The organism is Paenibacillus pasadenensis (genome assembly GCF_002864175.1).
Taxonomy (GTDB): Bacteria; Bacillota; Bacilli; order Paenibacillales; family Paenibacillaceae; genus Paenibacillus_O; species Paenibacillus_O pasadenensis.
Map to the genome: position 1 here is coordinate 2,648,218 of NZ_NFEZ01000004.1, position 26,310 is coordinate 2,674,527.

Genomic DNA, 26,310 nt, shown 5'->3' on the forward strand with positions numbered 1-26,310 from the left:
TTCGGCTTTCGTCCCGCTTTTCGTTTCAGCTCCGAGGCTGGGGCTTTAGTCCAGGAAATGCTTCAGGCCGTCCGGGATCTCGCGCTGCCACGATCCCCATTGATGCTTGCCGTCCTTCTCGACATAATGGATGTCGGCGCCGCGGTCGGCGAGCAGGGCGTCCATCTCGCGGTTCAGCTTGACGAAGTCGTAGACGCCCGTGTCCGTCTCGTAGTCGGTCTCCTGGAGGCCGACATACAGATAGAGCTGCAGCCAGGACAGATCGCCCTGCCTCGCCGCGATCGCTTGGGAAGCGGGATAAAAAGCGCCCGACAAGGAAAGGACGCGGTTCCACAGCTCCGGGTAGCGCAGCGCGAGATGGAGCGATACGGTGCCGCCGAGCGAGTCGCCGATCAGCAGCCGCTCGCGGCGTTCTCTCCGAACGGGGTATTTATCTTCGATGTAGGGAAGCATCTCCTCGGCGAAAAAGCGAGCGTACGCCTCGTGCCGGGCTCCGTCCGGAGCGTATTCGCTCGTCCGTTTCTTCTTGTCGACGTCGACGCCGACGAGGATGAACGGCTCCAGCTCGCCGTCGATAATGAGCCGGTTGGCCAGCGTGGCCGCGCGACCGAAGTTGAACAGGTCCTCGCCGTCCTGCCCGTAGACGACCGGATAGCTGAGCACCTCGTTGTAGCCGGGCGGGAGGTAGACGCGCAGCTCGCGCGAGCCTTCCTCGAGGTGGCGGCTCGGAACCGTTTCCTTGAGGATCGTTCTTTTCAAATAAATGTCGTCTGACATCGCTCTCTTCCTCCTTGGCTGCATGGGACGGCGTAGGTCGGGGTAAACAATAAGGAGATGTCCGTTCCGCGCAGGTCGATACGGACGGGATCCCTCCAATGTAACCGCTCTTGTACTATCTTGTTATATATGTTCCGATAAGCTGTTGCACATACACAAACCGATAAAAACCCGTGAAAGTAATGAAAAAACAACGTTTTTTCCTTTTTTGCTTTGACCGTTTCAACGCAACAGGTTTATAATAATTCTATAACAGAAGCAGGCAAGTTTCAAATAACAAATCGAGGTGAACCTCTCTGATGAGCAAGCTGCTGAACAAGCATTCTTACGAAGTGCATAGCGAGGACGTAACGCCGCTTACGATTCTTTCCCCCGAAGGCGAAGTCGTCAATCCCGACCTCATGCCGGACCTCAGCGACGACCAGCTGAAGGAACTGATGTACCGCATGGTGTTCACCCGCACCTGGGACGAGCGCGCCGTCAACCTCGGCCGCCAAGGCCGTCTCGGCTTCTACGCGCCGGTATCCGGCCAGGAAGCGTCGATGATCGGCAGCGAGTTCGCGCTGAACAAGGACGACTTCATCTGCCCGGGCTACCGCGACATGCCGCAGCTCGTCTGGCACGGCCTGCCGATGTACCAGGCGTTCCTGTACTCCCGCGGCCACCAGCACGGCGGCCAGATTCCGGAGGACGTGCACGTCCTGATGCCGCAGATCATCATCGGCGCGCAGATCCTGCACGCGACCGGCGTCGCGATGGCGTTCAAGAAGCGCGGCGAGAAGCGCGTCGCCATCACGTACACGGGCGACGGCGGCTCCTCCGAGGGCGATTTCTACGAGGGCCTGAACTTCGCCGGCGTCTACAAGCTGCCGGTCATTTACACGGTCCAGAACAACCGCTATGCCATCACGACCCCGTACGAGAAGCAGACGGCCGCCCAGTCGATCGCCCACAAGGCGCTCGCCGCCGGCATCAAGGGCGTGCAGGTCGACGGCATGGACGTGCTCGCGGTGTACAAAGCCGTCTCCGAAGCGGCTGAGCGCGGCCGCAACGGCGAAGGCGCGACGCTGCTCGAGCTGCTCACCTACCGGTTCCGTCCCCACTCCATGGCGGACGACACGACCAAGTACCGCACGAAGGACGAGGAAGGCGAATGGTCGCTCAAGGATCCGATCATCCGCTTCGGCAAGTTCCTGGAGAAGAAAGGTCTTTGGACGGAAGAGGATACGGCCCGCGTGAAGGACGAGGCGAAAGCCGCCGTCAACGAAGCCATCAAGAAAGCGGAAGCGACCGAGAAGATGACGGTCGGCGGCTTGATCGACACGATGTTCGAGCATACGCCCGCCCACCTGGAAGAGCAAAAAGCCGATTTCTGATCCGAACCCAAGCGACCGATGAGTCCGGGGCGGCGCTCGCCGCTCCCCCTAAGGAGGAACCTGTTAATCATGGCTCAAATGAACATGTTGGAAGCAATCCGCGACGCTCTTCGCACCGAGCTGAAGCGGGATGAGAACGTAATGCTCTTCGGAGAGGACGTCGGACATACCGGCGGCGTATTCCGCGTCACCGAAGGGCTGCAGAAGGAATTCGGCGAGGAGCGCGTCTTCGATACGCCGCTGGCGGAATCCGCGATCGCCGGCATGGCGGTCGGCCTCGGCATCCAGGGCTTCCGTCCGATCGCCGAGATCCAGTTCGTCGGCTTCATCTACGAGGCGATGGACCAGATGTTCATCCAGGCGGCGCGCATGCGCTATCGCTCCGGCGGCCGCTACAACTCGCCGATCGTCTTCCGCACCCCGTTCGGCGGCGGCGTCAAGGCAGCCGAGCTGCATACCGACTCGCTCGAGGGACTGGCGCTGCAGACGCCGGGCATCAAGGTCGTCATTCCTTCCAATCCGTATGACGCCAAAGGCCTCATGATCGCGGCGATCCGCGACAACGATCCGGTCTTCTTCATGGAGCACCTCAACCTGTACCGCGCCTTCCGCGCCGAAGTGCCGGAAGAAGAGTACACGGTCGAGCTCGGCAAGGCCAACGTCGTCCGCGAAGGCTCCGACGTCACGATCGTGACCTACGGCATGATGGTCCATACGTCCGTCAAGGCCGCCGAAGAGCTGGAGAAAGAGGGCGTCAGCGTCGAGGTCATCGACATCCGCACGCTCATGCCGCTGGACATCGACACGATCGTCGAGTCCATCAAGAAGACGAACCGCGCGATCGTCGTGCAGGAAGCCCAGAAGACATCCGGCGCGGCGGCCGAGATCATCGCCCAGATCAACGAAAAAGCGATCCTTCACCTGGAGGCGCCGGTGCTTCGCGTCGCGGGACCGGATACGGTCTATCCGTTCGCCCAGATCGAGGATCAGTGGCTGCCGTCTCCGGCGCGCGTCGTCGCCAACGTCAAGAAAGTTCTCGAATTCTAATTCCGTTCCCGATGGAACTTGCGTCAACGTCTCACACCCTTGCAGCCGCCGCGGCGGGCTGCGCGCTCCTCCGGGCCGCAGCTTGTCCGCTCCCGGTCGGTTCAGCTACAGATGCAAAAGGAGGTTCACCTCGTGGCTAAGTTTGAATACCGGTTCCCAGAGCTGGGCGAAGGCCTTCACGAAGGCGAAATCATCAAGATCCACATCAACGTCGGCGACAAGGTGACCGACGACGACATCATCATGGAAGTACAGAACGACAAGGCTGTCGTCGAGGTTCCTTGCCCGGTCAACGGCACCGTTCTTGAAATCCGCGCCAAGGACGGCCAGGTGTGCCATGTCGGCGACGTCGTGGCGGTCATCGACGCCGAAGGCGATCTGCCTGAAGGCGCCGCTCCGAGCGAGGACAGCTCCAAGGAAGTCGCCAAGGACGAGGCGTTGAACGTCGCTCCGGGCGCAGTCAAGGCCGACGCCGAAGTGACGGCGAAAGACGCGGCTCCAGCTGCGGCATCCGCTCCTGCTACCGCTCCGGCCTCCAAAGGCCAGGTTCTCGCGACGCCTAGCGTGCGCAAGTTCTCCCGCGAGAAGGGCGTGGACATCGCGTCCGTGCAAGGCAGCGGCAAGAACGGCCGCATCACCCGCGAAGACATCGAGAAGGCAGCCGCAGGCGGCGCGTCCGCTCCGGCGGCATCCGCTTCAGACAATGCCGCCGTCGCAGCGAAAGGCGCGGGCGAAGCCAAGTCCGCTCCGGTCGCCAGCCAGGGCGGAGACCGTCCGGAAGAGCGCCTGCCGTTCAAGGGCATCCGCAAGATCATTTCCAACGCGATGTCGAAATCGGCTTACACCGCTCCTCACGTGACGCTGATGGACGAAGTGGACGTGACCGCGCTCGTCGAGCTGCGCAAGAAAGCGAAGCCGGTCGCCGAGAAGAAGGGCGTCAAGCTGACGTACCTGCCGTTCATCGTCAAGGCGCTCGTCGCCGCCGTGCGCGAGTTCCCGATCATGAACTCGATGCTCGACGAGGAAGCGCAGGAAATCGTGCTTCGCAAGTACTACAACATCGGCATCGCCACCGATACCGACAACGGCCTCATCGTGCCGGTCATCGAGCATGCGGACCGCAAGAACGTCTGGAACATCGCCAGCTCCATCAGCGATCTCGCCGCTCGCGGACGCGAAGGCAAGCTGTCGGGCGCCGAGCTCAAGGGCAGCACGATCTCCATCACCAACATCGGCTCCGCCGGCGGCATGTTCTTCACGCCGATCATCAACTTCCCTGAAGTGGCGATCCTCGGCGTCGGTCGCATCGCCGACAAGCCGGTCGTCAAGAACGGCGAGATCGTCGCCGCTTCCGTCATGGCCCTGTCGCTGAGCTTCGACCACCGTCTCATCGACGGCGCGACGGCTCAGAATTTCCTGAACTACATCAAGCAGCTTCTGGCCGACCCGCAGCTGCTAATCATGGAGGTATAAGCTCATGGTAGTAGGAGACGCATCTCTCGATATCGATACTCTGGTCATCGGCGCCGGTCCCGGCGGATATGTGGCTGCGATTCGCGCAGCCCAGCTTGGCCAAAGCGTGCTTTGCGTGGAGAAGGAACATGTCGGCGGCGTGTGCCTGAACGTCGGCTGCATTCCTTCCAAAGCCCTTATCTCCGCTTCCCATCAATATGACACCGTCAGCCATGCCGAAGCGATCGGCATCACGGCAGGCGACGTCAAGGTCGACTGGAGCAAGATCCAGGACTTCAAGGGCGGAGTCGTGAAAAAGCTGACGGGCGGCGTAGCCAGCCTGCTCAAAGCCAACAAGGTGCAATACTTCGCCGGCGAAGTGATGTTCATCAACGAAAACGAAGCGCGTGTCTTCAACGATCAGGAAGCTCCGCGCTACCGCTTCAAGAACTGCATCATCGCGACGGGCTCCCGCCCGATCGAGCTGAAGGCATTCCCGTTCGGCGGACGCATCGTCTCCTCCACGGGCGCGCTTTCCCTGCCTGAGATTCCGAAGAGCCTGGCCGTCATCGGCGGCGGCTACATCGGCGTCGAGCTGAGCCAGATGTACAGCAAGTTCGGCACGAAGGTGACGATCATCGAAGGCCTCGACTCCATCCTGGCCGGCTTCGACAAGGATATGTCCCAGCTCGTAGCGAAGAAGCTCAAGGCCAAAGGCGCTGAAATCATCACGAACGCTCAAGCGAAGAGCGCCGAGCAGACCGACAAGGACGTCACGGTGACGTACACGGTCGACGGCAAGGAGCAGTCGGTGACGGCAGATTACCTGCTCGTCACGGTCGGACGCCGTCCGAATACGGACGGAGAGCTTGGCCTCGACCTGATCAACATCAAGATGACGGACCGCGGACTCGTCGAAGTGAACGACGAAGGACGCACGAGCATCCCGCACATCTTCGCGATCGGCGACATCGTGCCGGGACCTGCGCTCGCCCACAAGGCGATGTACGAAGGCCGCGTCGCAGCTGAAGTCATCGCCGGACAGCCGAGCAAGGTGGACTACAAGTGCATGCCGGCCGTCTGCTTCTCCGATCCGGAGTGCGCCAGCGTCGGCCTGACCGAGAAGGAAGCGAAGGAAAAAGGCTACAACGTCAAAGTCGGCAAATTCCCGTTTGCCGCCAACGGCCGCGCCCTTTCCCTCAACGCTGCGGAAGGCTTCGTGAAGCTTGTCGCCGACAAGGACAGCGGCCTCGTGCTCGGCGCCCACATCGCGGGCATCGAAGCGTCCAACATGATTTCCGAGCTCGGCCTCGCGATCGAGATGGGCGCTACGCTCGAGGACATCGCGCTGACAATCCACGCGCATCCGACGCTTGGCGAGATCACGCTGGACGCGGCGGAAGTCGCGCTCGGCCATCCGATCCATACGTTTGTCAAGTAAGATCGCGCTTTTCAGGCCGGCCCTTTCTGGGGCCGGCTTTTTTTATGGGCCGTCTAGCGGCTCAGCGAGCCGTGCCATTCGTTCTCCGTCCAGAGAAGGGGGGCTTTTGGACAGGCGAACCGCTGCGCGATCCGAGCCTTTCTCGACCGGGAGCCGGAAAGCGGGCCAGGGATAGGCGCATCGCTGTGCGAGCCGAGCCTTTCTCGACCGGGAGTCGGAAAGCGGGCTAGGGACAGGCGCATCGCTGTGCGAGCCGAGCCTTTCTCAACCGGGAGCCGGAAAGCGGGCTAGGGACAGGCGAACCGCTGCGCGAGCCGAGCCTTTCTCAACCGGGAGCTGGAAAGCGGGCCAGGGACAGGCGAACCGCTGCGCGAGCCGAGCCTTTCTCCGATTCCACTGGAAGCCGGATGCCCGGATTGCCCGACCTCCTATTCGGAGGCCATCCGTCTTCCAAGAGGACCGCTGCCGCTTCTTCGAAAGGCATCGTCTCGCTCCGCTTCGCCTTGTCCATCAGCTTCGCCTCTCCCGCATACTCGGGAGACGGCAGCTCGCTCGGCACTCGGCAGCATGAACGGGCGCTGCGGAAAGAGTCAGAAAGCAGCTCTCAACTTGCTGGAAAAGACCCAGGCTGAAACGACTTAGGCGCATATCGAAATCGTTCGCTCGTTCCAAAGAACGTTTGACTCCCTCGTCTCGACGAATGGAGGATCAACCGGTCGGAGTTGCGCGGAAAAACCGAGTAACTCGAGCAAGCAGGGGCGGAACCAGAAGGAGTTGCACGGAAAAACCGAGTAACTCGAGCAAGCAGGTGCCGAACCGGCCGGAGTTGCGCGGAAAAACCGAGTAACTCGGTCAAGCAGGAGCCGAAGCGGTCGGAGTTGCGCGGAAAAACCGAGTAACTCGGGCAAGCGGGAAGTTAAGTCCATATAATTGTGTAAAATGCTCCTGACCATAAAAAGGAAAGCCATGGTAGGACTCTCGGTTAGAATGGAAGTTGTCGAGACCAACATTCCAAGGAGAGTGCCTACACATGACTCCATACCAGATTACCGTAGATCAGGACATTTTGCACCAGCTGTTTATCGGAACCGATCGGGACGCGGGAGTGGCCCGCTTGCTGGAGACGGTGCTGAATCAGGTGCTGACAGCCCAGGCGACGGATCAGCTGGCGGCGCAGACATACGAGCGCACCAGCGAGCGCAAGGGCTATCGCAACGGCAGCTACGAGCGCGACGTCATTACCCGCGCGGGCAGCGTCACCTTGCGCGTCCCCCGGTTTCGGGACGGCTCCTTTTCCACCGAGCTTTTCGCCCGGTATCAGCGCAGCGAGCAAGCGCTGGTGCTCTCGCTCATGGAAATGGTCATCAACGGCGTGTCGACGCGCAAGGTGACCAAAATCACCGAGGAGCTGTGCGGAACCCAGTTCTCCAAGTCAACAGTCAGCCACCTGTGCAAGCAGCTGGACCCGGCTGTCCACGACTGGAACAACCGCTCTCTGGCCGACCACGCCTTCCCCTTCATCACCATCGATGCGATCTACGTGAAGGTCCGTGAAGAAGGCCGCATCTGTTCTCGAGGCGTTCTGGTGGGCTACGGCGTGAACGAGCAAGGCCGGCGTGAGATTCTGGGCCTGCGCGTCGACGACACCGAGTCGGAGGAGAGCTGGGGCGCCTACTTCCGCTGGCTGAAAGAGCGCGGCCTGCACGGCGTAGAGCTCGTCACGAGCGACTACCATGGCGGGCTGGTCAAGGCCATCGAGAAGGAGTTTCAAGGGGTCTCGTGGCAGCGGTGCCAGACGCACTTCATCAAGAACGTGCTGAACGCAGCGCCCAAAGCGCTCCAAAGCGAAATCAAGAGTCGCGTCCGATCGATCTTCGATGCGCCCGACATGAAGACGGCTCGTTCCTATCTCGAACAGACGCTTGAGGCGTATGCCGAGACAGCACCCAAAGCGATGAAAATACTGGAGGACGGGTTCGAGGACGCCGTCGCGGTGCTGGCCTTCCCGGAGGCCTACCGCGTGCGGCTGCGCACCTCCAACGGCATGGAGCGCCTGAACGGGGAGATCCGCAGGCGCGAGACGGTCATCCGCATCTTTCCCAATCGCGCTTCCGTCCTTCGCCTCATCGGAGCCATGCTCATGGAAGAGAACGAGTACTGGATGACGAAGAAGCCGTACATGGACATGACGGACTTCAAGGCGTGGAAGAAGCAGAAAGCCACTCAGGGCGCCGGCTCGGAGGAGCAGGAAACCAGCACCACCATGACGGAAGCGACGGACAGCCTTTAAACCCGATTCCATTTTCTACCGAGAAGTGTTTTTACACACAATTATGGACTTGACCCAAGCGGGAGCCGAACCGGCGGAGTTGCGCGGAAAAACCGTGTAACTGGAGCAAGCAGGGGCGGAACCAGAAGGAGTTGCACGGAAAAACCGAGTAACTCGGTCAAGCGTAGGCCGAAGCGGTCGGAGCTGTGAGGTCAATTCAAGTAACTCCGGCAGGCAGGCGTATCGGTTAGAGTCTAAAAGACGGGCTTGCAAGCGGCTGTAACCCGATTTGTTCGGGTTACAGCCTAAAAGACGGGCATGTGAGTAACTGTAAGCCGATTTATTCGGGTTGGAGCTTGAAAGACGGGTGTTCGAGCAGTTGTAACCCGATTTAATCGGGTTAGAGTCTGAAATACGGGCTTGCGAGAAACTCTAACCCGATTTATTCGGGTTGCAGTTTTTCCAGCTCGTTATTGAAGCTTTCGAAGGTTCTGGAAAATGCGATAAAAGAAATCCTGGGGGCATCGAGATCGGAACGAGTCACTACGAAGCGGAGCGAGGGTGGGTTCGGCATTAGCATCTAACTGATTTTATTGGTGACGGGCCTAGTGGTGATGAGCGAAGGCACCGAGCGAACTTAAAGAGCGAAACCAAAGAGCGAAGACGGACGGGGGCTCGTGGAGAAGCGTCAGCGGTTCCCTTGAAGGTCGGATTCCTTCCGCTTCGGAAGAGTACATTCAAAGGAATCTGGGCTTCAGGGAGATCGGAACGAGCCCCCGCTCCGCGAAGCGGATGCCGGTTTCAGTTTCCATTCGGCAAAGCGATAGCAGTTTCCGTTCTGCGCTACGCGATGCGGATGCAGCTTTCGGTCCTCAATGTGCGAGCAACGGATTTGCTTGCGTAAATCATTCAAGCGAGCCGTAGGCGAAGTGAAACCAAAAAGCGAAGACGGACGGGGGCTCGTGGAGAAGCGTCAGCGGTTCCCTTGAAGGCCGGATTCCTTCCGCTTCGGAAGAGTACATTCAAAGGAATCTGGGCTTCAGGGAGATCGGAACGAGTCCCCGCTCCGCGAAGCGGCTGTGGATTCGAATGCCGGATTCGGATTCCGGTTCCGGCATTCCGAGTCCCGCTGATTTTGTTCCGCACGAAGAGACAAATAAGAGACAAACGAGCCTTTAAGATGGTAAACTAACAGAAAGGTTCGCGAGATAGAGGGGCATCAGGCCGTTCGGCCGGTCCTGAGCTAGGGGGTAACCGATGAAAAATTATTTGGAGCTGCTGCAGGATATCCTGGACAACGGGACGGAGCGTTCCGATCGAACGGGAACCGGCACGATCGCCGTATTCGGTCGGCAGCTGCGGTTCGACTTGTCCAAGGGCTTTCCGCTCGTCACGACGAAGCGGGTACATGTCAAATCGATCATCCACGAGCTGCTCTGGTTTCTGAGCGGCGAGACGAACGTGAAGTACCTGCAGGAGAACGGCGTCCGCATCTGGAACGAATGGGCGGACGAGAACGGAGATCTCGGCCCGGTGTACGGCTCGCAGTGGCGCGCATGGGAAGGCAAGGACGGCCGCGTCCATGACCAGATCGCTGCGGTCGTCGAGTCGATTCGCACGAATCCGGACTCGCGCCGCCATATGGTGAGCGCCTGGAACGTCGGCGAAGTCGACGGCATGAAGCTGCCGCCTTGCCATTTCGTGTTCCAGTTCCAGGTCAGCGGAGGCAAGCTGAACTGCATGTTCACGATGCGCTCCTCGGACACGTTCCTCGGCTTGCCGTTCAACATCGCCCAGTATGCGATGCTGACGCATATGATCGCGCAGCAATGCGATCTGGAGCCCGGAGAGCTCATTTATTCCGGAGGCGACGTGCATATTTATGCGAATCATCTCGAGCAGGTCAAGCTGCAGCTGACGCGCGAGCCGCATCCGCTGCCGCAGCTCGTGCTGAAGCGCAAGCCGGCGAGCATCTTCGACTACCGCTACGAGGACTTCGAGATCGTCGGCTACGAGCATCATCCGACGATCAAGGCCGAGGTGTCGGTATGAGGATCACGATGATCGCGTGCATGGACCGCGATCGGCTGATCGGGCGCGGCAACGACCTGCCGTGGAAGCTGCCGGAGGACATGCGCTTTTTCAAGGAGCAGACGATGGGCAAGCCGGTGCTGATGGGACGCAAGACGTTCGAGTCGTTCGGCAGCCGTCCGCTGAAGGGCAGGCGCAATCTGCTGCTGACCCGCGGCGGCGGCGAGGCACCGGATGGCGTGGAGCTGTTCCGGACGCCGGAGGAGGCGCTGCAAGCCGTCGCCGGCGAGCAGGAGCTGATGGTCATCGGCGGCGAGCAGATCTACCGTCTGCTGCTCGGCCGCGCGGACCGTCTGCTGCTGACGGAGATCGACCGCTCCTACGGAGGCGGCGACGCTTACTTCCCTGAGCTGCCGGACGGCGAGTGGGAGCTCGCGGATTCCGCGGCCGGTCTCGAAAAAGGACCGGCAGGCGAGACCTACGCCTTCCAAACGTATATTCGAACAGCGCCTGCGCGCAATTCGTAATCTCTATGCCGCTGTTATGCGACAAAGTGCAAATGATTGTACGCATACTCCATTATGCTAAGTTGTGAAACAATGCTACGATGTTGTACAAAGTATGCGCTGGAATGCAATATTATGTAGCGACGCATCGGGTCTTGCATCCGAAGAACGGTGACAGAGAGACGGAGCGGGACCTAAAGGATGGAGGAATGGGGAAAGATGTCGACACCAACTGGGTTCATGGAATATAAACGCGAGCTGCCGGCAGACCGCAGTCCGCTGGAAAGAATCAAGGATTGGGACGAGTTCCACAAGCATTTGCCGGACGATCAGCTTCGGACGCAAGGCTCCCGCTGCATGGACTGCGGCACCCCGTATTGCCATACGGGCATGGAGCTGGCCGGAGGGGCGTCGGGCTGCCCGGTCAACAACCTGATTCCCGAGTGGAACAACCTCATCTATCGCGGCTTGTGGCGCGAGGCGCTGGAGCGCCTGCACAAGACGAACAATTTCCCGGAATTCACCGGACGCGTCTGTCCGGCGCCATGCGAGGGCTCGTGCACGGTCGGCCTCATCGGCGATGCCGTCACGATCAAGACGATCGAGCAGGCAATCATCGACCGCGGCTTCGACGAGGGCTGGGTCGTACCGCAGCCGCCTCAGCTCCGCACGGGCAAAAAGGTCGCCGTCGTCGGCTCCGGACCTGCCGGCATGGCTTGCGCCGCGCAGCTCAACAAGGCCGGCCACACGGTGACGGTGTACGAGCGCGCGGACCGCATCGGCGGCTTGCTGACGTACGGCATCCCGACGATGAAGCTCGACAAGGGGATCGTGCAGCGGCGAGTCGACCTGCTCGAAGCCGAGGGCGTCGACTTCGTGACGAATACGGAGATCGGCAAGGATATCGCGGCCGAGGAGCTGCTGGCAGGCTTCGACGCGATCGTCCTGTGCGGCGGCGCGACGAAAGCCCGCGGCGTCGACATCGAAGGCTCCGATCTGAACGGCGTGCATATGGCGATGGACTACCTGAACGGCACGATCAAGAGCTACCTCGACTCCGGCCTGGAGGACGGCAACTACATCTCCGCCAAGGACAAGGACGTCATCGTCATCGGCGGCGGCGATACCGGCACGGACTGCGTCGCGACGGCTCTGCGCCACGGCTGCAAGTCGGTCACGCAGTTCGGCACGCATGCCAAGGCCCCGCTGCAGCGCGATTCGATCACGAATCCGTGGCCGCAGTTCCCGAACGTGTACACGCTGGACTATGCCCACGAAGAAGCGAAGGCGCTGTACGGCGAAGACCCGCGCGCGTTCTCCGTCCTGACCAAGAAGTTCGTCGGCGACGAGAACGGCCAGCTCAAGGAGCTCCACACCGTCCAGATCGAACGGATCGTCGACGAGACCGGCCGCAAGATCTACAAAGAGATTCCCGGCACGGAAAAGGTCTGGCCGGCGGATCTCGTGTTCATCGCGGTCGGCTTCGAAGGGCCGGAGAACACGCTTGTGCAGGCGTTCGAGGTCGAGCAGGACCGCCGCACGAACGTCAAAGCCCGCTACGGCGAATACCGGACGAGCGTCGACAAGGTGTTCGCCGCCGGGGATATGCGCCGCGGCCAGAGCCTTGTCGTCTGGGCGATCAACGAGGGGCGCGAGGCGGCTCGCGAGGTCGACAAGTATTTGATGGGAAGCAGCATGCTTCCTTGATTCGGAGCCTATTCTGCAAGCGCCTGAGCGATCGGGCGCTTTTTCCCGTTCCGGCGAGGAATCGCTTTCAGGTAAAGAACGGGTAACGAAAACAAGAGATGGATGTTGTTGCGGGCCGAAAGGGCTCGGATAATAAAGGCAGATCTCTGTCCATTCTTCCTTGAAAGGGGCTGCAGCAGGTGAAGGTCGCGAGTCGGAGCAAAGGAAAGCTGGGACTGGCTGCGCTTGCGCTGCTTCAGGTGTTGCTGTCATGCGACGCCAATTCGAATGGAACCGTAAAGCCTGTCGCTTCGGAAGAGCCGACGGAAGGGAGCGAGCCGCTTCCGATCGAGCTGAGCTTCGTCCGCATGACCGAGGACGACCTGATCCTGAAGCTGCCGGGAGAAACGCTCGAGGACAACCGCTGGACCCGTTTGTATGAAGACGAGCTAGGCATACGCATCCGCTACGAATGGGTATCCAAAGGAGATCTCTATGACCAGAAGCTGGGAGGTGCGCTCGCTTCCGGAGCGATTCCGGATGTCGTCAAGGTCAATGCGGAGCAGCTGCGGACGCTCCACAACGAAGGCTTGATCCAGGAGCTGACGGAGGTCTATGACCAATATGCCTCGCCATTCACCAAAACGATTCTGAACCAGGAAGGCAGCGCCCCGTTCCAACGGGCGACGATCGACGGCAAGCTGATGGCGATCCCGGCTACGGGCTCGTCGATCGAGGGCGCGAAATACATCTGGATCCGCAAGGACTGGCTGGATCGGCTGGAGCTGGATCCGCCGCGAACGATGAACGATCTGCTGGAAATATCGAAAGCGTTTACAGAAAGAGATCCGGACGGAAACGGCCGCGACGATACGTACGGCATCGCCCTGACCCGCAGCCTGCTGGCGCCTCTGATGGGAATCAGCGGACTGCTGGCCGGCTATGAGGCCTATCCGACGATGTGGCTCGAGGACAAGGACGGCCAGCTCGTCTACGGCGGCATCCAGCCGCAAATGCGGGAAGCGCTCCTGGTGCTGCAGCGGCTGTACAAGGACGGGCAGATCGATCCGGAGTTCGGCTTCAAAAACAGCGTGCAGGAAGAGAAGCTGATCGCAGACGGCAAGATCGGCCTGTTTTATGGCGAGCAGTGGGGCTCGTTCCTCGCGCAGGCGAGCCGCTCCAAGGAGCGGGACTCGGACTGGCAAGCCTACCCGATCGTATCGGCGACGAGCGAGCCGGTCCGGGTGCCGCTTCCGCTAGGCACCTATCAATACTTGGCCGTACGCAAGGACTACCCCCATCCGGAAGCGCTGATCAAGCTGCTCAACCTTCATCTGGAGAAAAACTGGGGCGAGACGGCCGAATATGAGAAGTATTACAGCACGCCGCAGCCGGTATGGAAGCTGTCGCCCGTCACGCCGTACCCGGCGCTCAAAAATCTCGAGGCTTTCCGGCAGCTGGAGCAGTTCCGCAGCACGGGAGACCGCTCCGTCCTAAAGGCGGAAGCGAAAGCGATCCAGAAGTATATCGAGATCTACGAAGCGGGCAAGGAAAACCGCGATGCGGGCTGGGGTTGGAAAAAGACGTACGGGCCGGACGGCGCCTTTTCGATCCTGGAGCAGTATATCCGGAACGACCAGCTGCTGTACGAGCGTTTTCTCGACCGCAGACATCGACGATGATCGAAAAGCAGTCCGTGCTGTACAACTTGCAGATCGAGACGTATGCGAACATCATCCTGGGCCGCCCGATCGAGGAGTTCGATCGGTTCGTCCAGGATTGGAACAGCCTGGGGGGAGAGAGGATGACGAGGGAAGTAAACGAGTGGCTCCGGCAATCGAACGCGCCTTGAACCGGCCGCCCAAGGACATGTCGCCGTCAATCAGACTGGCCGCCCTGCTGGCGGAGCGGCCGCAACGGAGGGTTCAGCTTGTTTCGATTCCCGGTCAACTCCATCCGCAACTCCATCTTCATCCGGCTCGTCCTGACTTATCTGTCCGTCATCCTGCCCATTCTGGCGCTCGGCGTCTACCTGTACCACTGGAGCGCGAAAAATGCCCGCGAGGAAATCTCGCGGGCGACAACGACGCAGCTGTCCTATTATATGGAAGACTTGAACCGCGAGATCGAGTGGCTTGAAATCCAGCAGTACGATCTCGTCCAGGACAACGAGCTGAACCAGCTGGCCGTCGCCTGGGAAAAGATGAACGGCGTGGAGCGGACGGCGGGCATGAACTATTTGATCCAGCGCCTGACCTCGATCAAGAACAGCAGTCCGTACATCAAGGACGTGTACGTCCATCTGCATTCGATCCGCAAGACGGTGTCCGCAGCGCATGATGTGTACGAGTTCCAGCAGGGCAGCTTCGACGATCTGCTAGCCTCGCTCGGCAAGGAGAAGACGAGGCTCATCACCTGGCAGCAGACCTTCCATCTGCGGGCGTCGAAGGCCAGCGGAGAAGCGGGGGGCAAGCCGCTGTTCATCGTCCAGATCGTGCTTGATGCCGAGCGTCTGAAGGAGTCGATGAAACAGCTCAATTCCTACGAAGAGAGCGGCTCGTTCGTCATGGACGACAGATCTTCGTTCGCGATCGCGAGCGATCCCGGCTCGAGCGAGATGATGAGGCAATCCGCCGCGCTCGCCCGAAGCTCGTCCGCAAGCGCGTTCCGGCTCGAGCTGGACGGGAAGGAGTACCAGTTCAACAAAGTCAGCTCCGCCAAGCTGGGGCTGACGGGCTTCATCTATATGCCCGCCGAGACGGTCGCCAAGCCGCTGAGCAAATTCGAGGTCTGGGCCTGGCTGTTCGCGGCGGCAACGCTGATGACGATCCTCATTTACGCCTATTCCACCTATCGATTCGTGCACAAGCCGTTGCTGCTTCTCGTACAGAGCTTCAGAAGGATGGAGGGCGGTGCCTTGGACAGTCCGATCGAGCATGAGCAGAAAGATGAGTTCGGCTATCTGTACCATCGGTTCAACCACATGCTGAAAAAGCTGCAGATGCTGATCGATCAGGATTTCAAGCAGAAGCTGATGATGCAGAAGGCGGAGCTCAAGCAGCTGCAGTCGCAGATCAATCCGCATTTCCTCTACAACAGCTTTTTCATCCTCAACTCGCTCGCGCGCACGGGAGATACGGACCGGATCGAGCAGTTCACGAACATGCTGGGCGAATACTTCCGCTTCATCACGCGCAGCGGAGCGGATCTTGTGCCGCTGGCCGAGGAGACGCGGCATTCCCGCATGTATACCGAGATCCAGGAGCTGCGCTTCTCCAGGCGGATCGCGGTCGAGTTCGGCGAGCTGCCGGAGACGATGCGGACGATCAGCGTGCCGCGGCTGATCATCCAGCCGATCATTGAAAATGCGTACGAGCACAGCCTGGAGAAGGTGACCGAGGAGGGGCTGCTGCGCGTATCGTTCGAGCGGGAAGAGGACGAGGCGCGCATCGTCGTCGAGAACAACGGCGAGCCGATCGGGGAGAGCCTGCTCGAGGAGCTGCGCCGGCGGCTCGACAGCTCTTCGGACTCGTATGAAATGACCGGAATGATCAACATCCACCGGCGGATCCTGCTCACCTACGGGGAAGGCAGCGGCCTCAGCCTGTCGCGAAGCGAGCTGGGCGGACTGAAGGTTGCGATCCGCATCAGGCTGAAGGAGACGGTATGAAATGCTTAGGCTGCTGATCGTAGACGACGAAGAGATCATCACTGACGGCTTGTACGAGGTGTTCCGCATGCGGATGCCGGACCGCCTGGACGTATGCAAGGCTTATTCCGGCAAGGAGGCGCTGGAGTGGCTGAAAAGGACGCGTTTCGACATCGTGATGACGGACATCAGCATGCCCGGCATGAGCGGCCTGGAGCTGTCGGAGGAGATCCAGCTGTACTGGCCGCGCTGCCGGATCGTCTTTCTGACCGGCTACAGCGAATTCGACTACGCCTACAAGGCGATCCAGATGCCGCGCGCCCGCTACTTGCTCAAGACCGAGGGATTCGGCAAGGTGATCGAGGTCATCGAGGAGGTGGTCGCCGAAGTCGACGAGAGCAGCCAGATCGGCTCGCTCGTCGAGCTGTCGCGCGAGCAGCTCTATGCGCTCGAGGTGATGGAGCAGGCCGAGTTCATCCGCCATCTGCTCCAAGACAGCGGCACGCATGCGAGCGACCGCGAGGCGTTCGCCGCGGAGCTCCGCAAGGCGGGGCTCAAGCTCGATCCGCAGCAGCAGGTCTATGTGGTGGCCGGGCAGCTGGCGTATCCGGACGATAGCGGATACAGCGTCCGCAGCGGCCTGCTGCGCACGGCGGAGCGGATCTGGGACTCGTTCCTGGCGGAGCAGAGCCGCCGCGCGGGCATCGTCGAGAAGCAGGGCGAGCTGGTCTGGCTGCTGCAGCCAGCCGTTCCGCTCGAGCGCCAGTTCGACGGCTACTTCGCGCGTTATCTGGAAGGGATGCTGGAGCTGATCCAGGAAGCCTGCCAGAAGCAGCTCGGCTTGACGGCCGCTTTTGCGCTGGGCGGCAGTCCATCGGAGTGGCGGTCGGTCACGCCGCAGGCGGCCCGGCTGCGCCAGCTGCTCCAGGTCAAGCTGTCCGGACGCATGGCGGCCGTGCTGATCGACCGCTTCGAGCCGGATGAAGCCGACGGCGGCAAGGACGACCTCAAGCTGCCGCAGCGAACGGAGCTGCTCGCGGCCCATTTGGAAGCCGGCCGCAGGGAGCTCTTTTTTGAAGCGTTTCACGAGCTTGCGGACGGCCTGCTGGATGCGCAGATCCAGGTCGAGCGCGCCGTCGAGGGCTACTATTCGGTCGCCCTCCTGCTGCATGCGGCAATCCAGCGCTGGGGACTCGGGCGCGACATCGGCGACTGCCGCAAGCTGCTGCGGCTCGATGAGCATGCGTCGATGAAGGAGGCGGCCGCGTACTTGCGCGAGCTGGCCGGCCGCCTGTTCGAGCTGAAGCATCGCAGCGAGATCGCCCGCGCCTCCAGCGTCATCGACCGCATCTGCCGCTACATCGAGACGCATCTGGAGGAGGATCTGTCGCTCGTCCGGCTGGCCGAGATCAACTATTTCAACCCATCGTATCTGTCCCGCTTCTTCAAGCAGGAGAGCGGGATGAACCTGTCCGAGTACATCGATGGCTGCCGGCTGAAAAAAGCGAAGGAGCTGCTGCGGAACGGAGAGCTCAAAATCCGCGAGGTCGCCGGCTCGGTCGGCTATGAAGCCGCTCACTCGTTCACGCGCTTCTTCAAAAAATCGACCGGACTGACGCCGCAGGAATACCGCGACAGCCTGCAGGCCCGCTGAGCGGAGCCGCTTGCAGGCGAGGCGCAATTTTTCAAGCAGGAGCAGGAGCAGCAGCAGCAGGTCCACATTCAAAGGAGGTCCAGCATGAGTCAACCGGAAACGAAACGAGCGGAGCCTTCCGCTCGGAGGCCGCTTGCGCAGGCGGTCGGCAAGACGCCGCCGAACGGCAATCCGCTCGTCGCCCATCGCTTCGGAGCGGATCCGTATGCGCTTGTCCATGGCGGACGGGTCTATTTGTACATGACCAACGATATTCTGGAACGCGACGAGCAGGGAAACGCGAAGGACAATACGTATGGACGGATCGACCGGATCGGCATCCTTTCTTCCGACGATCTGGTCAACTGGACCGATCATGGAGAGGTCCATGTCGCCGGCAAGGACGGAGCCGCCGTCTGGGCCACCCAGTCGTGGGCGCCGGCCGCAGCGTGCAAGATGATCGGCGGCAAGGAACGCTTCTTCCTTTATTTTGCGAACAATGCGAGCGGCATCGGCGTGCTGGAGGGCGATTCGCCGACCGGTCCGTGGACCGATCCGCTCGGCGAGGCGCTGATCGCCCGTTCGACGCCGGGCGTGGAGGACGTGACCTGGCTGTTCGATCCGGCCGTGCTGGTGGAGGAGGACGGAAGCGCCTATATCTATTTTGGCGGAGGCATCCCCGAAGGGCGGGCACAGTGGCCCGATACGGCGCGGGTCATGAAGCTCGGCGACGACATGACGAGCGTCGTCGGCACGGCGCAGCCGATCCGGGCGCCGTATCTGTTCGAGGATGCGGGCATCAACAAGCGCGGCGGCGTCTATTATTTCTCCTACTGCTCGAACTTCCATCCGGGAGAGCGCGAGGAGGGCAGCCCTCCTGCCGGAGAGATCGCCTACATGACGAGCGGCAGCCCGACCGGGCCTTGGACGTACGAGCGCTCGATCCTCCGAAACCCGTCGGCGTTTTTCGGCGTCGGCGGCAACAACCATCACGCGATGTTCGAGTTCGCAGGCAGCTGGTATATGGCATACCATGCGCAGACGCTGTCCAAGGCGATGGGCGTGCCGCTGGGCTATCGCTCGACGCATCTGAATCGGGTGGAGTTCGACGAGAATGGAGCCATCCGCGAGATTCAGGCCGATCTTGCCGGCGTGCCGGCAGTCAAGGCGCTGAATCCGTATGTCCGCACGAGCGGAAGCACGTCGGCCTGGACGGCAGGCGTCTCGATCGGCCCCGCTCCTCGCCTGGCCGGAGCACGAGCGGCCGCCGCCAGCGAGGACGGCGGCTGGATCGGGCTTGCCGGAGCCGACTTCGGCGCCGGAGCGTCCGCCTTCGCCGCGACCGTACGCAGCGATGGCGCGGCCGGGACGATCGAGCTGCGGCTGGACCAGCCGGACGGCGCGCTGATCGGCCGGCTGGAAGTGCCGGCAGAGGAAGAGGGAGAGGGAGAGTGGCGCGTGCGGTCGACGGCCGTTGCGGGAGCGGACGGCGTGCATGACTTGTATCTCGTATTCCGCGGCGAGCCGGATGCGCCGCTGCTGCGGCTGCTGGATTGGCAATTCAGCGAATGATTCGACCTGGACCAAGGACGCGCGCAGCGCTTCCTTGGTTTTTTTGCGGCGTGACGCGGCCCAACTTCTATAATCCGTAAGGTCTTTCGCTGTCCATTGACCGATTGTCGGGCTGGAGGAGCCGGTCTACACTCGAAGAGGAACATCCCAGCCGATTCGGTTGAATCCAACTTGAGGGGGTATGCCGATGCAGAACGAATCGCTGCCGGCAGCAGGAGCGCCGATCCTGCGCGCGGAGGGCATCAAGCGGGTGTTCGGCAAAGGGGCTCAGGCGTTCACGGCGCTGGCGGACATCGATCTGGAGCTGCCGGAAGGTTCGATGGTGGCGCTGCGGGGGCGCTCGGGCTCCGGCAAGACGACGCTGCTCAATATTTTAGGCTCGCTCGACGAGCCGACCGAGGGCAAGGTATTCCTGCGGGATCGGGAGCTGACCGGGCTCTCGGGAGCCGAGCGAAGCGCGGTCCGCCGCAAGGAGATCGGGCTCGTCTTCCAGTCGTTCGGCCTGATCCCGCTCATGTCCGCGTATGAGAACGTCGAGTTCGGACTCCGCATCGCCGGCGCGCCCAAGGCCGGGAACAAAGAGGCGGCGGAGCAGGCGCTGGAGCGGGTCGGATTGAAGGAGCGGATGAAGCATCGCCCGACCGAGCTGTCCGGCGGAGAGCAGCAGCGTGTCGCGATCGCCAGGGCGATCGCCCACAAGCCGAGCCTGCTGATCGCCGACGAGCCGACGGCGGAGCTTGACAGCGTGATGGGCCTGCAGGTGATGCAGGTTTTCCGGGATCTCGTCCGCCGCTCCGGGATGACGATCCTCATGACGACGCATGATCCCGGCATGATGGAGCTCGTCGATGATGTCATTGCATTGGAGGATGGTCGAATTGATTCGAAAACGGCCCGTCAAGCCCGCCAAGCCTGAGCGCTCGCCGCGGCAGCGGATTGCCGCGCTCGGGCTGCTGTCGGCGCTCGCCCTGTCCGGCTGCTCGCTGCTTCCGGTCGAGGAGACGACGCTTCAGCCGCCGCTCGTGCAGCCGGCCGAGGAAGCGCTCGATCTCGTCGAAGCGGCCCGCGGCAGCATCCAGACCTCGCTCAAGGGCAACGCGACGTTCGTGTCCGCGGACACGAAAGCGCTGTCGTTCAAGGACGCCGGCACGCTGAGGTCGATCGCGGTCAAGCTCGGCCAGCAGGTGAAGGCCGGCGAGCTGCTCGCCGAGCTCGAGACCGGCGACCTGGAGCTGCAGACGCGGCTGCAGCGCCTGAACGTCGAGCGGGCCGAGCTGCTCTACAGCCAGGCTCGCGCCTCGCAGGCCAGCTCGACCGACCTGCGCCTGCGCGAGATCGATCTGGAGCGCGAGCGGCTGTCGCTGGAGGCGATGGAAGAAAGGCTCGGCAAGTCGAAGCTGCTCGCGCCGATCGCCGGCACGATCATTTTCGCGGAGACGCTCCAGACCGGCGACCGGGTGAACGGCTATCAGCCGATCCTGACCGTCGCGGACCAGGCCGACATGCAGCTGACGTACTCCGCGTCCAGCAGCAAGGATGTCGCGGCCGTCGAGACCGGCATGCCGGTCTCGCTGACCTACAAGGGCAAGAGCTACACCGGCAAGGTGCTGCAGGCGCCGGGCAACGTGCCGGCCGGAACCGATCCGGCCAAGGCGGAGAAAAACGCCGTCACGCTCTACATCGGCATCGACGATCCGCCGGCGGGCATTCAGGTCGGGCACAGCGCGCAGCTCGAGATCCAGCTGCAGAAGCGCGACAACGCGATCGTGCTGCCGCGCGCGGCGCTCCGCACCTATATGAACCGCTTCTACGTGCAGGTCGCGGAAGGGGAGCGCCGCAAGGAAGTGGACGTCGAGGTGGGCCTCATGACGCCGACGGAAGTCGAGATCGTCAAAGGGCTGCAGGATGGCCAGCAGGTCATCCTGAACAATTGATGGCTCCTGCGCGGCTGGCTGCGGCTCGGCGGAGGGCTTCGAAGACGAGGTGGCGCGGATGGCACTAGGGACGATGATCCTTCGCAAGATGGCAAGCAACAAATGGCTGCAGCTGAACCTGTGGTTCGGGCTGACGCTGTGCGTCGCGCTGTTCAGCTCCATGCCGCTGTACTCGGACGCGATTCTGCAGCGGACGCTGCAGCGGGAGCTGCAGCTCGTGCAGGGCGAGAGCTCGGCGTATCCGGGCTATGTCCGCATCCGGACTACCGTCTCGTCCACGAAGATGGACGACAAGACGATCCAGGCGATCGGCCGCGCCGACCGCTTCGTGCGGACGATCCCGGAGCGGACGGGGCTGCCCGCGCAGGCGTTTTACGAGCAGCGGTTCACGCCCAAGCTGAAGGTATACGGCGCGGATGCGTCCGAGCAGGAGAAAAAGACGCAAAAGACGGCGGGGGCGTTCGCCTCGCTGTCCGGCCTGGAGCAGCGGGTGCGGATCGTCGAAGGACGCCTTCCGGCGGACCGGCAGGATGGCGCGTTCGAGGCGCTGGTGACGGAGAGGTTCCTGAACTCGGTCAAGCGGAGCCTGGGGGAGGAGCTGATCGCGGAGGCGCCGGACAAGACGCCGCTGCGGGTCGTGCCGGTCGGGCTCGTGGCGACGTCGGCCGACGCGGATCCCTATCTTCCCTACTTGACGGAACAGGCCGAGAACAGCCTGCTCCTTCCGTTCGAGACGTTCGAGCGCGAGTTCACCGCAGGCGGCAAGGTGCGGGTCGCGGAGCTGGAGTGGCGCTACGCCCTCGACTATGCGCAGCTGTCGATCGGCGGGATCGACCGCTTCCTCGAAGCGGCGACCGACATCAAGCGCTACTTCCGCGGTCGTCTCGGCGCCGAGGAGGTGAACGTGCCGGCGACCGCGACCGTCGCTTCGTACGCCGGCAAGCAGGCCCGGCTGGACGTGACGATGCTGTCGCTTTATTCGCCGGTCATGCTCATGCTCGCCTTTTACCTCTACATGGCGGCGAACCTCGTCATCGGCCGGCAGAAGACCGAGATCGCCGTCCTGCGCAGCCGCGGCGCCAGCCGCGCGCAGATCATGGCCGCCTATGCGGCGGAGAACATGCTGCTCGGCGCGGCCGCGCTGGCGGTCGGACCGTTCGTCGGCGTCGGATTCACCAAGCTGCTCGGGGCGTCGGGCGGATTCCTCGAGTTCGTGCAGCGCTCGGCGCTGGAGGTCAGCCTGACGAGCGGCAGCTACCGGATCGCGGCGCTTGCCGTCGGCGGGGCGATCCTGCTCGTGCTTTTTCCCGCCTTTCTGGCGACCCGCGTCGATATCGTGGCGCACAAGCAGCGCAGCGCCCGCCAACCGCGGATGTCGTTCTGGCACAAGACCGGCATCGATCTCGTGCTGATCGCTCTGGCGGGGTACCTGCTCTACAACTTCGGCAAGCGTCAGGAGGATCTGAAGCGGCTCGCGCTTGACCAGGACGCGCTCCAGATCGATCCGCTGCTGTTCCTGATGCCGGCGATGTTCGCGCTTGGCGGGGGGCTGCTGCTGCTGCGCGTCTATCCTTGGCTCCTCCATCTGCTCTATCGGGCCGGCCGCCGCTGGTGGCCGCCGTCGCTGTACCATACGCTCGTGCAGATCAGCCGCTCCTCCGGCCAATACTTGACGATCCAGGTGTTCCTCATCATGACGGTGTCGACCGGACTGTTCAGCGCCAATGCGGCCCGTACGATCAACGACAATATGGAAAGCAAGATCCGCTATGCGGCAGGCGCCGATATCGCGCTGACGACCCGCTGGGCAAACGATGCCCCGCCGCCGGCGATGGCCGGAGCGGAGCCGGGACCGGAAGCGGCGGCCAGCTCCGGGACGGACCGCAGAGTCCAGTATACGGAGCCGCCGTTCGAGCCGTTCGCCGATCTGGAGGGAGCCGCATCGGCCGCCAAGGTGTTCCGGAGCGACAAGGCGCGCTTCGCCGCCGGAAAGACGAGCGGGAAAACGACGCTGATGGGCATCGAGACGAAGTCGTTCGGCGAGACGGCGTGGATGAAAGACGGATTGCTGGAGCATCCGATCAACAGCTACCTGAACCTGATCGCGCCGAATCCGAAGGCGGTGCTCATTTCCCGCTCGCTCGCCGACAAGGCGAAGGCGAAGCCGGGCGATGCGATCCGCCTCTCCTGGGACGGGCTCGACCAGGCGGCGTTCACGGTGTACGGCATCGTCGACTACTGGCCGAGCTGGAGTCCGCTTCAAAGCGGAGAGCCCGGCAAGGAGGAGCTTCCCTATCTGGTCGTGGGCCATCTGAGCGCGATCCAGAACCGGCTGGCCGTCGAGCCGTACGAGGTGTGGCTCAAGCTGGCCGACGGAGCGGCCAGCCAGGACATCTACGACGAGCTTGCCGCGCAGAAGCTGAGCATCTCCGGACTGACCGACGCGAACCGGCAGCTAGCCGTCTCGAACAACGATCCGTTCCGGCTCGCGATCAACGGCGTCATGACGCTCGGCTTCGTCATCTCGATGCTGATCTGCTTCTTCGGCTTCCTCCTGTTCTGGCTGCTCACGCTTTCGGGCCGCACGCTCCAGTACGGCGTGCTCGGAGCGATGGGCATCCCGTTCCGGCAGATCATCCTCATGCTCGTCAGCGAGCAGCTGCTCACCTCGGGGGCGGCGGCGGTGATCGGAGTGCTCATCGGAGGCTGGTCCAGCGAGCTGTTCGTCCCGATGTTCGAGATGTCGTTCGCGACGACGGCGCAGGTGCCTCCGTTCACGGTCGTCTACCGGCTCGCCGATTACTTGCAGCTCTACAGCCTCGTCGGCATCACGCTGGCCGTCGGCCTGCTCGTGCTGGGCTGGCGGCTGTCGCGGATCCGGATCGCGCAGGCGCTCAAGCTGGGAGAGGAGTAAGCGATGATCCATTGCGAAGGACTGGTCAAGATCTTCAAGACCGCCGACCTCGAGGTCGTGGCGCTGCAAGGCCTCGACCTGATCGTCGAGCAAGGGGAGCTGATGGCGATCATCGGCAACTCCGGAAGCGGCAAATCGACGCTGCTCAACATGCTGGGAGGGCTCGACAAGCCGTCCGCCGGCAAGCTGCTCGTCGCCGGACGGCCGCTGCTGTCCTGCGGCGAGAAGGAGCTGGTGAAGTACAAGCGGGAGACGGTCGGATTCGTCTGGCAGAACAATGCCCGCAATCTCATTCCTTATTTGACGACGCTGGAAAATGTCGAGCTACCGATCCTGCTTCGCGGCAAGCGGCGGCGCGAGCGCGCGCTCGGGCTGCTGGAGGCGGTCGGCCTCGGCCATCGGGTGAAAAACAGGCTCAGCGAGCTGTCCGGAGGAGAGCAGCAGCGCGTCGCGATCGCGATCGCGCTGGCCAACGAGCCGAAGCTGCTGCTCGCTGACGAGCCGACGGGCTCGCTCGACAGCAGGACGTCCGAGCAGGTGCTCGACTTGTTCCGCTCGCTCAACCGCTCGCTCGGCATCACGATCGTCATCGTCACCCATGACCCGGCGCTTGCCCGCAAGGTAGACCGGGTTGTGCAGATCCGGGACGGCAAGACGTCGGCGGAGATGATCCGGAAGGCATCCTATGCCGAGGAGCCGGCGCTGCCGAGCGCGGACGAGGCGGAGGAGGACAGCCATACGGAGTATGCCGTGCTCGACAAGGCCGGCCGCCTGCAGATACCGACAGGCTTGCTGGAGGCGGACGGCTTCAAGGACTGCGGCAAGGTGCGCGTCGAGCTGGAAGAGGGACGGATCGTGCTTTACCCGCCGGATGAGGCGGGATGACGGATGGCGCCTGAAACCGGCGCGCCCAATCGAAGAAAGGTGGAATCCAGCCATGGCCGGCACGGAGAGGAACATCGCGGAGGGCTCGCTCGCCCGCGCGTTCGAAAAGGACTTTTATATCGGCGCGGCCGTCAGCTCGCGCACGATCGTCAGCCAGAAGGAGCTGCTGATCGGGCAGTACAACAGCTTGACGGCTGAAAATGAAATGAAGTTCGCAAGCGTGCACCCGCAGGAGCGGACGTACACGTTCGAGGAGGCCGACCGGATCGCGGACTTCGCCCGCGAGCATGGAATGAAGCTGCGCGGACATACGCTCGTCTGGCACAACCAGACGCCGGACTGGGTGTTCGAGGACGGGCAGGGCGGCGAGGCCGGACGGGAGCTGCTGCTGGAGCGCATACAGGCCCATATCGAGAAGGTCGTGGGCCGCTATTCGGAAACGGTCTATGGCTGGGATGTCGTCAATGAAGCGGTGACGGACGAAGGCGAGGCGCTGCTGCGCCCGTCGCGCTGGCTGAAGGGCATCGGAGAGGACTACATCGCGCAGGCGTTCCGCTTCGCGCATGCGGCGGACCCGAACGCGCTGCTGTTTTACAACGACTACAACGAATGCAATCCGGGCAAGCGCGACAAGATCTGCCGGCTCGTGCGCAGCCTGCTGGACGAGGGGGCGCCGATCCACGGCATCGGCCTGCAGGCGCACTGGAATGTGCAGGATCCGCCGCTCGGCGACATTCGCGCCGCGATCGAGGCCTATGCCGCGCTCGGCCTGCAGCTGCAGATTACGGAGATGGACGTATCGGTATTTACGTTCCAGGACCGGCGCGCGGATCTCGCGGAGCCGACCGCGGAGATGCTGCGGCTGCAGGAGCAGCGGTACCGCCAGTTTTTCGACCTGTTCCGCGAGTACAGCGGCACGATCACCGGCGTCACGTTCTGGGGGGCGGCCGACGACTATACGTGGCTGGACGATTTTCCGGTGCGGGGGCGCAAAAACTGGCCGCTGCTGTTCGACGAGCGGCAGCGGCCGAAGGCGGCGCTGCGCGCCGTGCTCGGCACGGATCGGACTTGAGGGTTCAGGAGGAGAAGGGGGCAGCGCGGCCAGGTCGATCGGACCTGGCCGCGCTGCCCCTTGCTC

19 protein-coding genes are annotated in these 26,310 nt (G+C 62.4%); 18 read left to right on the top strand and 1 reads right to left on the bottom strand.

Annotation, left to right across the window (positions count from 1 at the left end):
- Positions 1 to 45: 45 nt before the first annotated feature.
- Positions 46 to 777, bottom strand: a complete 732-nt coding sequence (locus B8V81_RS20980) for an alpha/beta hydrolase (RefSeq protein ID WP_101809120.1) — start codon at positions 775 to 777, stop codon at positions 46 to 48.
- Positions 778 to 1,076: 299 nt separating this feature from the next.
- On the opposite strand from B8V81_RS20980, the gene pdhA reads away from it, so the two are divergent.
- The 18 genes from pdhA (at position 1,077) to B8V81_RS21065 (ending at position 26,244) form a co-directional block, all read left to right on the top strand.
- Positions 1,077 to 2,153 (top strand): pyruvate dehydrogenase (acetyl-transferring) E1 component subunit alpha, encoded by a 1,077-nt coding sequence (pdhA, locus tag B8V81_RS20985; protein WP_180968502.1) that lies wholly within the window; start codon positions 1,077 to 1,079, stop codon positions 2,151 to 2,153.
- Positions 2,154 to 2,222: 69 nt separating this feature from the next.
- The gene (locus B8V81_RS20990; protein ID WP_101809121.1) at positions 2,223 to 3,200 is read left to right on the top strand and encodes an alpha-ketoacid dehydrogenase subunit beta; all 978 of its coding nucleotides are present in this window, start codon (positions 2,223 to 2,225) and stop codon (positions 3,198 to 3,200) included.
- A 132-nt stretch (positions 3,201 to 3,332) separates the two neighbouring features.
- A complete protein-coding gene (locus B8V81_RS20995) occupies positions 3,333 to 4,673 on the top strand; it encodes a dihydrolipoamide acetyltransferase family protein (RefSeq protein WP_101809122.1) in 1,341 nt (446 codons plus the stop codon).
- Between the two features lie 4 nt (positions 4,674 to 4,677).
- On the top strand, positions 4,678 to 6,093 hold the full coding sequence (gene lpdA, locus B8V81_RS21000) for a dihydrolipoyl dehydrogenase (RefSeq protein ID WP_101809123.1): 1,416 nt from the start codon (positions 4,678 to 4,680) through the stop codon (positions 6,091 to 6,093).
- 1,030 nt (positions 6,094 to 7,123) lie between these two features.
- Positions 7,124 to 8,383, top strand: coding sequence for an IS256 family transposase (locus tag B8V81_RS21005; protein WP_101809124.1), 1,260 nt, complete (start codon positions 7,124 to 7,126; stop codon positions 8,381 to 8,383).
- Positions 8,384 to 9,619: 1,236 nt separating this feature from the next.
- Positions 9,620 to 10,414 (top strand): thymidylate synthase, encoded by a 795-nt coding sequence (gene thyA / locus B8V81_RS21010; RefSeq protein ID WP_028597674.1) that lies wholly within the window; start codon positions 9,620 to 9,622, stop codon positions 10,412 to 10,414.
- Between the two features lie 8 nt (positions 10,415 to 10,422).
- On the top strand, positions 10,423 to 10,920 hold the full coding sequence (locus tag B8V81_RS21015) for a dihydrofolate reductase (RefSeq protein ID WP_240478938.1): 498 nt from the start codon (positions 10,423 to 10,425) through the stop codon (positions 10,918 to 10,920).
- 198 nt (positions 10,921 to 11,118) lie between these two features.
- Positions 11,119 to 12,606, top strand: coding sequence for a glutamate synthase subunit beta (locus B8V81_RS21020; RefSeq protein WP_028597676.1), 1,488 nt, complete (start codon positions 11,119 to 11,121; stop codon positions 12,604 to 12,606).
- 179 nt (positions 12,607 to 12,785) lie between these two features.
- Positions 12,786 to 14,267 (top strand): extracellular solute-binding protein, encoded by a 1,482-nt coding sequence (locus B8V81_RS21025; RefSeq protein ID WP_240478939.1) that lies wholly within the window; start codon positions 12,786 to 12,788, stop codon positions 14,265 to 14,267.
- Positions 14,264 to 14,437, top strand: coding sequence for a hypothetical protein (locus B8V81_RS25910; RefSeq protein ID WP_240478940.1), 174 nt, complete (start codon positions 14,264 to 14,266; stop codon positions 14,435 to 14,437). Before B8V81_RS21025 ends, B8V81_RS25910 begins: the two co-directional genes overlap by 4 nt.
- A gap of 78 nt (positions 14,438 to 14,515) precedes the next feature.
- A complete protein-coding gene (locus tag B8V81_RS21030) occupies positions 14,516 to 16,255 on the top strand; it encodes a sensor histidine kinase (protein WP_101809125.1) in 1,740 nt (579 codons plus the stop codon).
- Position 16,256: 1 nt separating this feature from the next.
- The gene (locus B8V81_RS21035) at positions 16,257 to 17,888 is read left to right on the top strand and encodes a response regulator transcription factor (RefSeq protein WP_101809126.1); all 1,632 of its coding nucleotides are present in this window, start codon (positions 16,257 to 16,259) and stop codon (positions 17,886 to 17,888) included.
- 84 nt (positions 17,889 to 17,972) lie between these two features.
- Positions 17,973 to 19,439: a glycoside hydrolase family 43 protein gene (locus B8V81_RS21040; RefSeq protein WP_101809127.1), complete on the top strand. Its 1,467-nt coding sequence runs from the start codon at positions 17,973 to 17,975 to the stop codon at positions 19,437 to 19,439.
- 187 nt (positions 19,440 to 19,626) lie between these two features.
- Complete coding sequence (locus tag B8V81_RS21045) at positions 19,627 to 20,355, top strand: ABC transporter ATP-binding protein (protein WP_425320492.1); 729 nt, start codon at positions 19,627 to 19,629, stop codon at positions 20,353 to 20,355.
- The gene (locus tag B8V81_RS21050) at positions 20,318 to 21,373 is read left to right on the top strand and encodes an efflux RND transporter periplasmic adaptor subunit (protein WP_240478941.1); all 1,056 of its coding nucleotides are present in this window, start codon (positions 20,318 to 20,320) and stop codon (positions 21,371 to 21,373) included. The genes B8V81_RS21045 and B8V81_RS21050 overlap by 38 nt, the downstream gene beginning before the upstream one ends.
- Before the next feature lie 58 nt (positions 21,374 to 21,431).
- Positions 21,432 to 24,287 (top strand): ABC transporter permease, encoded by a 2,856-nt coding sequence (locus B8V81_RS21055; RefSeq protein ID WP_101809129.1) that lies wholly within the window; start codon positions 21,432 to 21,434, stop codon positions 24,285 to 24,287.
- Positions 24,288 to 24,290: 3 nt separating this feature from the next.
- Positions 24,291 to 25,172 (top strand): ABC transporter ATP-binding protein, encoded by an 882-nt coding sequence (locus B8V81_RS21060; protein ID WP_101809130.1) that lies wholly within the window; start codon positions 24,291 to 24,293, stop codon positions 25,170 to 25,172.
- 52 nt (positions 25,173 to 25,224) lie between these two features.
- A complete protein-coding gene (locus B8V81_RS21065; RefSeq protein ID WP_101809131.1) occupies positions 25,225 to 26,244 on the top strand; it encodes an endo-1,4-beta-xylanase in 1,020 nt (339 codons plus the stop codon).
- Positions 26,245 to 26,310 lie beyond the last annotated feature (66 nt).